The sequence below is a fragment of the Streptomyces sp. NPDC002265 genome (assembly GCF_040296125.1).
Lineage (GTDB): Bacteria > Actinomycetota > Actinomycetes > Streptomycetales > Streptomycetaceae > Streptomyces.
Window position 1 is genome coordinate 1 of sequence record NZ_JBEOWS010000401.1, and the last position, 8263, is coordinate 8263.

The following is an 8263-nucleotide window of genomic DNA, read 5'->3' on the forward strand; positions in this document are numbered from 1 at the left end:
GGGTGCGGGCGGGGCGTGGTCTTCTACCCCCCCTGTGGCCTCCCCGCCGCCCCGGCGGGGGCCCCCCCGGGGCGGGGGGGCCCCCCCCCCCACTGCCGTGGCGCCGGAGGTCAGGCGGTGAAGGTGAACCAGTTGATGTTGGTGAAGTCCGCGCCACTGCCCGTCGAGAAGACCAGGTAGACGTCGTGGACTCCGGTGGCGGAGGCGACGATGTTCGCGGGAACGCTCTGCCAGCTCTGCCAGCCGCCGCTGCTGGCGAAGTTGATCTCGGCGATCTTCGTGCCGCCGGTGCTGTCGAGCCGCACCTGGACGGAACCGCTGACCCCGGCGGCCGCGCCCGACGCCAGCCGGGCGATGAACTGCTTCGGGGAGGCCGAACCGAAGTCGACGCCGGAGAACTTCAGCCAGTCACCGTTGCCGATGTAGCCCACGTCGCTGCCACCGCCGGTGTCGGTGCAGCTCTCGGTGGTGGTCCCGCTCTGCGCGGAGTAGGACTCGGCCTGGATGGTGCTGTAGGCGCTGACGGCGCCCGAGCCGCCGCCCGAGCCGCCGCCGGTGCCGCCGGCGCCCAGGGTGATGCTCCACGAGGTGGGCGCCCCGTCCTGGATGTGCCCGTCGACGGGGGCCGAGCCGGTGGGGCCGACGTCGTCGTAGGGGAAGGCGTAGCCGATGCTGGCGTACTTGTGAACCAGCCGTGCGTAGTGGTTGGTGATCGGGTCGGTGTAGTACTGCGCGGGCGTGACGCCGTCGGGGTTGTTGTTCCCGCCGGAGACCAGCAGCGAGCTGCGGTTGATCGCGGCGGCGAGCCGGGCGGCGATCGCCCCGCGGGCGTCCCCGCCGGAGTTGTAGAGCGGACCGGACGCGCAGCCGAAGATGTCGACGGCGCTGGGCTTGGTGAACGGCACACCGTTGGTGTTGAGACCGGCGAAGACGATGGCGTTGCCGGAGACGGTGCCGGTGTAGGAACCGATGCTGCCCTGGCCGTTGATGGTCAGCGGGGTGGTGGCGTAGTGGCTCCAGACCCGGTTCAGGTAGTCGTTCCAGTAGCCGCCGAAGTCCACCGGCGAGTGCACGGGCGCCATGACGCGCAGCACCGCGCCGGAGGAGTCGGTGACCACCAGCCGGTCCCAGGGTGCTCCGTCGGCGGCGTGCTGTGCCTGGAGGCCGGAGGCGATGGAGGCGAGGGCGCCGGCAGGCAGCGGGCTGACCGTCTGGGTGCCTCCGCTGCCGGTGCTGGCCATCGAGATGGGCAGCGCGACCATGTCGACGTAGGAGATGTTGGCGTAGAGGTTGGCGCTGTTGAAGGTGAACTCGCAGAACGTCCAGTTGGTCGACCAGTTGGGGTCGGCACTGGTCAGGGCGGGCTGCACCACGCCGGGCACGGTGCCCGGGTTGACGAAGAACTGGAGCTTCTTGCCGACCGAGAAATAGATGCGGCCGCTGATGACGTAATTGGTCAGGTTGACGGTGGTGGCGGCCGAGCCGGAGGCGCCCAGCGGGATGGAGTAGTCGGCGATGGGGGTCACCGCGGACGACGGGTTGGGCAGCCGGTTCAGGGCGCCGTTGGCCGAGACGAAGACCGGCCAGCCGCTGCTGTCGGTGCCTGATATGTAGGCGTAGACGGTGTCGTAGCCGGAGTTGTTCGCCAGTTTGACGGGGAGCGAGGCTCCCGCTGCCGCCGCGACGGAGGTCAGCGGCGAGACCGGTGAGAACGGGCTGAGCGCAACCGCACCGGTGGCGGCGCCGGCTGCGGCAAGGAAGGAACGTCGGGAAACCACAGTGGGGCCCTCCCAGAGGGAGTGATGGTCCGTCAACTACATGACGGTTGGGGGGTGTTGTGTCATGGGGAGTTCTGTGCGGACGTTATTGGACTGGACCAATCACGTCAAGGTTACGGAACCATTACGTCCACGCGTCCGTGAACCGGGCGTGCGCAATCATGATCGTCATGGACGCCCGCTTCCTCGGCATCGCCGAACTCACCGAGACCCCGTCCGCGGCGGTCGTGGTGGACGTCATGCGCGCCTTCACCGTCGCGGCCTGGGCCTTCGCCCGGGGAGCAGAAAAGATCGTTCTCGCCGAGTCGCTCGACCAGGCCCTGGCGCTCAAGGCGCGTAACCCGCACTGGGTGGCCATCAAGGACGGTCCGCCCGCCCCCGGGTTCGACGCCGTCAACTCACCGGGCCTGCTGCGGTCCGTCGACCTCGACGGACGGACCGTCGTACAGAAGACCACGGCAGGGACGGTCGGCGCCCTCGCGGTCAAGGAGGCGTCGCTGGTGCTGTGCGCCGCCTTCGTGGTGGCGGAGGCGACGGCTCAGCTCCTGCGGACCCGCGGGTGCGACCGGGTCACGTTCGTGGTCACCGGCGAGGAAGGCCGGGCCGAGGAGGACCTGGCATGTGCCCAGTACATCGCCGGGAGAGCCGGCGGGACCGGGCCCGAGGCCACCGCGTTCCTCCACCGCGCCGCCGCGTCACGCGCCGCCGCCGAGCTGGCGCAGGGGGTGCGCCAGGGCGTCCACTCCGATGACGTCGCACTCTGCCTCGAGGTCGACCGCTTCCCCTTCGCCATGGTGGCGACCACGGAAGACACACTCATGGTCCTCCGCCCGTACGCCGCACCCTCCCCCTCACCCTCGCGCCCGCACTCCGACTAGGCGTCGAACTGACCGTTGCCGGGCTACGGCTTCAACACCCGGGATTCGGCTGCCCGTCGGGCATACGGCAGGTCAGGCCGTCAGCCGTCTTCAGGTCGGCCTTCATCGGCCTGTCGGTATTCCCCGACGGGGCAGGACCAGGCCGCCCGTTCGCCTGGATCCACCCAGACGACCGTGTCCGCCACCACTCTCGGGACAGCGGGCCGCACGGTACCCGGGACCACAGGCAGCCCGACGGCATACAGCTCGACATAAGCGTCCGGGATCCGACAGGCCATCTCGTAGAGAATGTCCGCCCGCGATGCCGTCGGGTCCACAGTGAAACCCACGCCCATCCCCGACCCGTCCTCGACCAGGATTTCCACGTAACCCTGTCCATCCGGACCGGAATACGTGACGGAGGGTCTCGACTCGATCGCCACCGACAGATCACGTACGACCAGCTCGACGAGATCCCTCAGGTTCGACATGGACGACCCCTTCGAAGTCGAGAGCGTGGCCATTCTCGCAAGCTGAGAAGTGGCGGTGGGCCGCCGTATCCGGAGCCGCATCCCCGGGCACGCCGGCCGTGTGATCGGGGACCGAGGACGGTCCGCTGTCACTCCTCCCCCGAACGCGACCCGGCACGACGTTGCACCCGTGGTCCATACTCTGGGTCGGCAACTTCGGGGAGGGCATGTTCATGCAGTACCGCGGTCGGGGTGCACGAGCCGTCGCACGAGCAGCGGCCGCTGTCGTCGCCGCTGTCCTGATGAGCAGTTGCTCTTCGGGCGAACCCGCCCAGGCCAAGGAATGGCAGGAGGACTACTGCGCCAAGCTGGGCTCCTGGCAGGACGCCAGGCACGCCACGGCGGCCGACGCGACGGACACCGGCGGCGACGACGGAGAGCCCGCCCGAGCGCCCGAGTCGGACAGCCTCGGAACAGCCGGGACCTTGGCCATCGCCGCCGCGAAGAGGCTCGCCGGGGAAGGAATCGAGCACGGCGGCAGCCACATCCTCGACGACACCGTGTACGCCGTCGGCGGCGACGCCGGAGCCGAGCGTCGCGCGGTGTCCTACTGCGACAGCTCGGGATTCGAGACGCTGGTCGACTCGGCCGGCTGACCCCGGGACCGCACGGGTCCGGTGACTGCGGCCACGGACCGCCTCGCGGCCGGCGCCGGCGCCGTCACCCCGCCCGACCCGCGGGCCTCATTTCTCCGCCCGCTGCGTGACGTCCGCCTCGGTGCGGTCGCCCAGGAACTCGTACCAGCGGCGCTCCAGGCACACGTAACGCACGTCCGCCTCGACGAGGCCGAGGAATCCCGACACGGTCTCGGCGAGCCGTTCGTGCAGCCCCGCGTCGGACAGCCGGCCGTCCTCGGCGAAGGCCTGGTAGCTGTCGGCCAGGCTGAACATGTCCGGGTAGACACGGGTGCCCAGATGCTCCAGCGGAACCCGCAGCGCCCACAGCCCACGGTTCCCGCCCACCAGGGAAGGCGAGGCGGACACGAGCATGGCGTGCTTGGTCTTGAACGGCTGCGGCCGGATGCGGGAGACCCAGTCGATCGCGTTCTTCAGCACGCCCGGCACGGAGGCGTTGTACTCCGGGGAGGCGATGACGAAGGCATCGCTGCGGTCCAGCCGCTCGTGCAGTGCCAGGGCCCCGGGCGGCAGCCCCTCGGCCGTCTCCACGTCACCGTCGTACGAGGGCATGTCGAAGTCGCGCATCAGGGCGAGGTCGGCTTCGGCCCCGGAGTCGGAGACGAGCCTGGCCACGAGGGACGCGAGACGGGCGTTGACCGAGTCGGTCCGCAGTGCCGCGCCGAATACCAGCACCCGCAGCGGGCCGGGACGCGTGTCGGAGGTCATGACAGTCCTTCCATCGCAGGCACACGCCTCCCGCGAGGCGCTCACGCAACGAGTGTGATCGGGAAAGAGCCCCCGTGCGACCGACACGCAGGACCGCGGACGGTCTCGTCCCCGGCGCTCCGGCGAGGCGAGCCCCGGCCGGAGCGAGGCCGCCATACTTGATTGACCAATCCAGAAAGAGCGTTAGGCTGGCCGCACGGCACGCCCTGATCGCGGCGGGCGGCGCGGCCATCGTGAACATCAGCTCCATCAACGCCCGGCTGCCCTTCCCCATGGTGGTCGACTACTCGGCGGCCAAGGCCGCTCTGACCAACCTCAACAAGTCCCTGTCCGAGGAGTTCGCACCGCAGGGCGTGCGCGTCAACTCGATCGCCTCCGGCCCGGTCCGCACGCCGTTCTGGACCGCGCCGGGCGGCTTCGCCGACGCCACCGCCGCGAGTGCCGGCACCACCGCCCAGGAAGCGCTCGACGTCGCCGTACCGCAGGGCATGGGGATCACCACCGGACGGATCACCGAGGCGCACGAGGTCGCCGACCTCGCCCTGTTCCTCGTCTCACCCCTCGCCGCCAACATCACGGGCACGGAGACCCTCATCGACGGCGGCCAGGCCAAGACGCTCCGACCCGACCCCGACCCCGACCCGCCCCCGCGACGAGACCGCTCAGGGCCCTCGAACCCCCGCCCGAACAGGGGGCGCGAGGGCCCGCGGCGGTCCGGCCGAACGCTCACCGGCGGTACTCGGACGGCTCCGGTGCGCGGCGGTCCTGGTCGGACATGACCGTCTGTCACCGTCCGGCTGCGCTTGTAACAGGACTGTATTACCGGCCGGTCGGTCGGAACGGAGTGCCGGGCCGGGCCGCTCTTGCTGGTCGTCACAGACGCTCACGCCGACCGAGCAGCCTGGTCTGCCCACCGAAACCGAGGAAGTATCGATGCGCGTTCACCAGCTCACCTTCGCCGCCCTGGCCGTTGCCGCAGGTCTCTCGCTCACGGCCTGCCAGAGCGGCGCGGACGGCACGGGACAGAGCACCTCGTCGTCCGCGTCCGCCACCTCCTCCGCGACCGGCGGTTCGACGGCGGGCGGCTCGACGGCGGGCGGCTCGGACCAGGACGGCGGGAAGGACAGCGCCGGACAGGGTACGGCCGGCACGGGCTCCACCGGACAGAGCACGGCCGCCGGAAGCAGCTCCGGCTCCGACGCGGGCGGTACGGCCACCGGCCGGTGCCACACCGCCGACCTGGAGATCACGGCGAAGGACCGCACCATCGACGGCGACCCCGACGGCACCGTCGTGGTCGAGCTGAAGAACCGCGGCGGCCGGGACTGCACCCTGTCCGGGTACGCGGGCGTCGACCTGAAGACGAATGCGGGGTCGCTGTCCGCGCAGCGCACCGGTGACCCGGCCCCCTCGGCCGTGCTCAGGAGCGGACGGTCCACGGCCTTCGGCATCAGCTACCCGCTCAACACCTCGGGCGGCTCCGGTGTCCGCATCACGGGTCTGCTGGTGACTCCGCCCAACGAGACCAGGACGGTCACTCTCGCCTGGCCCGGTGCCGGCAGCCTGCCCGTCACGGAGGGCGGCGGCATGCCCGTCAAGGTGGGGCCGATCGGCAGCGCCGGCCAGGGCGGCTGACCCGTACGCCCGCAAGCCGAATCGGAAGGTCCACCCCAAGGTCCATGCGCAGTGGGTCTGTTGTCCACCTCCCGAGTACAACCATCCGCCGTAATCGGACGTCTGAACGGATGCCCCGGGATTGGCCGCGGGGCGGATCCGGAATGGGCCGGACGGCCGGACCCGTCGCAGGGGCGGCGCAGTACAGACGGAGGACCGTGGACACGCAAGGCGGCAGGAACATCGACCCCGCGGACCAGTGGGTCCTCGACCCGGAGACCGGTGAGTACCGGCTGCACACGCACGCCGGCGACGCCCCGGCCGCCACCGTGCCGGAGCAGGGCGGGCGTCGCGCACGCCGCGAGGCGGAACGGCGACCCGCTCCGGAGCCGGGCGAGGGCGCCCACGGCGGCGGCGGTACGGGCGAGGGCGCCCGCCGCGGCGGCGCGGCGAAGTCCCGGAAGGCCAAGCGGTCCACGAAGCGCAGGGTCCTGGTGTGGACCGCGGGCACGCTGGGTTTCGTACTGGTGGCGGGCGCCGGCGGGGCGTATCTGCTCTACCGGCACTTCAACAACAACATCAACACGGTGGACGTCGGCAACGCGGGCAGCAAGAACGCGACCAGCGACGACGCGGTGAACATCCTGGTCATCGGCACCGACAGCCGAATAGGCCTGGGGGGCAAGTACGGCGACGCCGGCAGCGTGGGCCACGCCGACACCACGATCCTCTTCCACGTGGCGAAGGACCGGTCGAACGCGACGGCGATGAGCATTCCCCGCGACATGGTCACCGGCATCCCGGACTGCCCGACCAAGCAGAAGGACGGCTCCACCAAAACGATCAAGGGAACGCCCCAGGCGTCGTTCAGTCCGCGTTTCAACGAGAGCCTCGGCCAGGAGGGCCGCGACCCGGGCTGCACCATGCGGACCGTCTCCAAGATCACCGGCCTGCCGATCGATCACTTCATCCTGGTCAACTTCGAGGCCGTGAAGACGCTCTCCACGGCGGTCGGCGGCGTACCGATCTGTCTCACGCACGCCATCGACGACACCGACGAGCGGGGGCAGGGCTCCCATCTGCGTCTGGCCGCCGGCCCGCACACGGTCCAGGGCGAACAGGCGCTGCAGTTCGTCAGGACGCGTCACTCGCTGAAGAACGGCAGTGACCTGGACCGCATCGACCTTCAGAAGCAGTTCCTGGGTTCGATGATCCGCCAGATGAAGTCCGGCAACACCCTCACCGATCCCACGAAGCTCTTCAAGCTGGCGAACGCGGCCACCAAGTCGCTCACCGTGGACACCGGCATCGGCGGAGTCGACAAGCTCACCGCGCTCGCCAAGGATCTCAACCGGGTGGATTCCGAGCACATCACCTTCACGACGTTGCCGGTCGTGGACAATCCGGCGGAGGGGAAGAACCACCGGACCGTCGTGATCGACCAGACCAGGGCGCCCGCGCTCTTCACGGCGATCAAGAACGACGTCTCGCTGACCGCGGTCGCGAAGAAGCCCACGACGGCCGACGCCAAGCTCAAGGGCCCCAAGGCGGACCCGTCGCAGGTCCGGGTCACCGTCTACAACAGCGGCGGCCCCCAGGGCGCGGCGCAGAACACCCTGGAGTGGCTGCAGAACACCAAGGGTGTCGCCCACTCCACCAACGGCGGCAACGGCCCCGGGGCGAAGCAGGACCGTACGACGCTGGCCTACGCTCCCGAGCAGGCCGGCCAGGCCCGGGCGCTCGCCGCGATGATGGGCCTGTCCGCGTCGGCGCTCCACCCCGCCACGGCCGCCGCCGGGTCAGGGTCCGGTACCGATATGACCCTCACCCTCGGGCGCGACTTCCACGGCCCCGGAGTGCCGCTCACCGACCCGGCGAAGCCCCCGGCCGACATCCCGCAGTCGAGCGCCGACAAGAAGGAGTGCGTCGGCTGACGGCGGACGGGGCGGGTACCTCGGCGGCGACGGGACGTACGTAGAACCCGCTTCGCCGCCCGGTACGACGGTGCACGGCCGTCACCTGGGCCGTACGGCCGCGCGGCCGTCCCGGCGCCCTCGCGCTGTTGCGGAGGGAACCGCCCCGCGTTGGAATCAAGTGTGAGGCACTTTGGCGGCGCCATGTCCGCCGGCCGTCCCGCCCCC

8 protein-coding genes are annotated in these 8263 nt (G+C 70.6%); 5 read left to right on the plus strand and 3 right to left on the minus strand.

The features are described 5' to 3' along the window. Positions 1-110: 110 nt before the first annotated feature. Positions 111-1778 (minus strand): beta-1,3-glucanase family protein, encoded by a 1668-nt coding sequence (locus ABT085_RS40510; RefSeq protein ID WP_351620283.1) that lies wholly within the window; start codon positions 1776-1778, stop codon positions 111-113. Positions 1779-1948: 170 nt separating this feature from the next. Here ABT085_RS40510 and ABT085_RS40515 point away from each other — a divergent pair, with 170 nt between their 5' ends. Further along, a complete protein-coding gene (locus ABT085_RS40515) occupies positions 1949-2656 on the plus strand; it encodes a 2-phosphosulfolactate phosphatase (RefSeq protein WP_351620286.1) in 708 nt (235 codons plus the stop codon). A gap of 80 nt (positions 2657-2736) precedes the next feature. On the opposite strand, the gene ABT085_RS40520 is transcribed toward ABT085_RS40515, so the two are convergent. After that, positions 2737-3126 carry a hypothetical protein gene (locus ABT085_RS40520; RefSeq protein WP_351620288.1) on the minus strand — a complete coding sequence of 130 codons (390 nt, stop codon included), beginning with the start codon at positions 3124-3126 and terminating at the stop codon, positions 2737-2739. 281 nt (positions 3127-3407) lie between these two features. Here ABT085_RS40520 and ABT085_RS40525 point away from each other — a divergent pair, with 281 nt between their 5' ends. After that, positions 3408-3761 (plus strand): hypothetical protein, encoded by a 354-nt coding sequence (locus ABT085_RS40525; protein WP_351620291.1) that lies wholly within the window; start codon positions 3408-3410, stop codon positions 3759-3761. A gap of 87 nt (positions 3762-3848) precedes the next feature. Here ABT085_RS40525 and ABT085_RS40530 read toward each other — a convergent pair whose 3' ends face one another. Then, positions 3849-4508 (minus strand): NADPH-dependent FMN reductase, encoded by a 660-nt coding sequence (locus tag ABT085_RS40530; RefSeq protein ID WP_351620294.1) that lies wholly within the window; start codon positions 4506-4508, stop codon positions 3849-3851. A 158-nt stretch (positions 4509-4666) separates the two neighbouring features. On the opposite strand from ABT085_RS40530, the gene ABT085_RS40535 reads away from it, so the two are divergent. From ABT085_RS40535 to ABT085_RS40545, 3 genes are all read left to right on the plus strand, one after another. Beyond that, complete coding sequence (locus ABT085_RS40535) at positions 4667-5287, plus strand: SDR family NAD(P)-dependent oxidoreductase (protein ID WP_351620297.1); 621 nt, start codon at positions 4667-4669, stop codon at positions 5285-5287. A 154-nt stretch (positions 5288-5441) separates the two neighbouring features. Further along, on the plus strand, positions 5442-6143 hold the full coding sequence (locus ABT085_RS40540; protein WP_351620299.1) for a DUF4232 domain-containing protein: 702 nt from the start codon (positions 5442-5444) through the stop codon (positions 6141-6143). A 197-nt stretch (positions 6144-6340) separates the two neighbouring features. Beyond that, a complete protein-coding gene (locus ABT085_RS40545; protein WP_351620308.1) occupies positions 6341-8056 on the plus strand; it encodes an LCP family protein in 1716 nt (571 codons plus the stop codon). Positions 8057-8263: the final 207 nt, after the last annotated feature.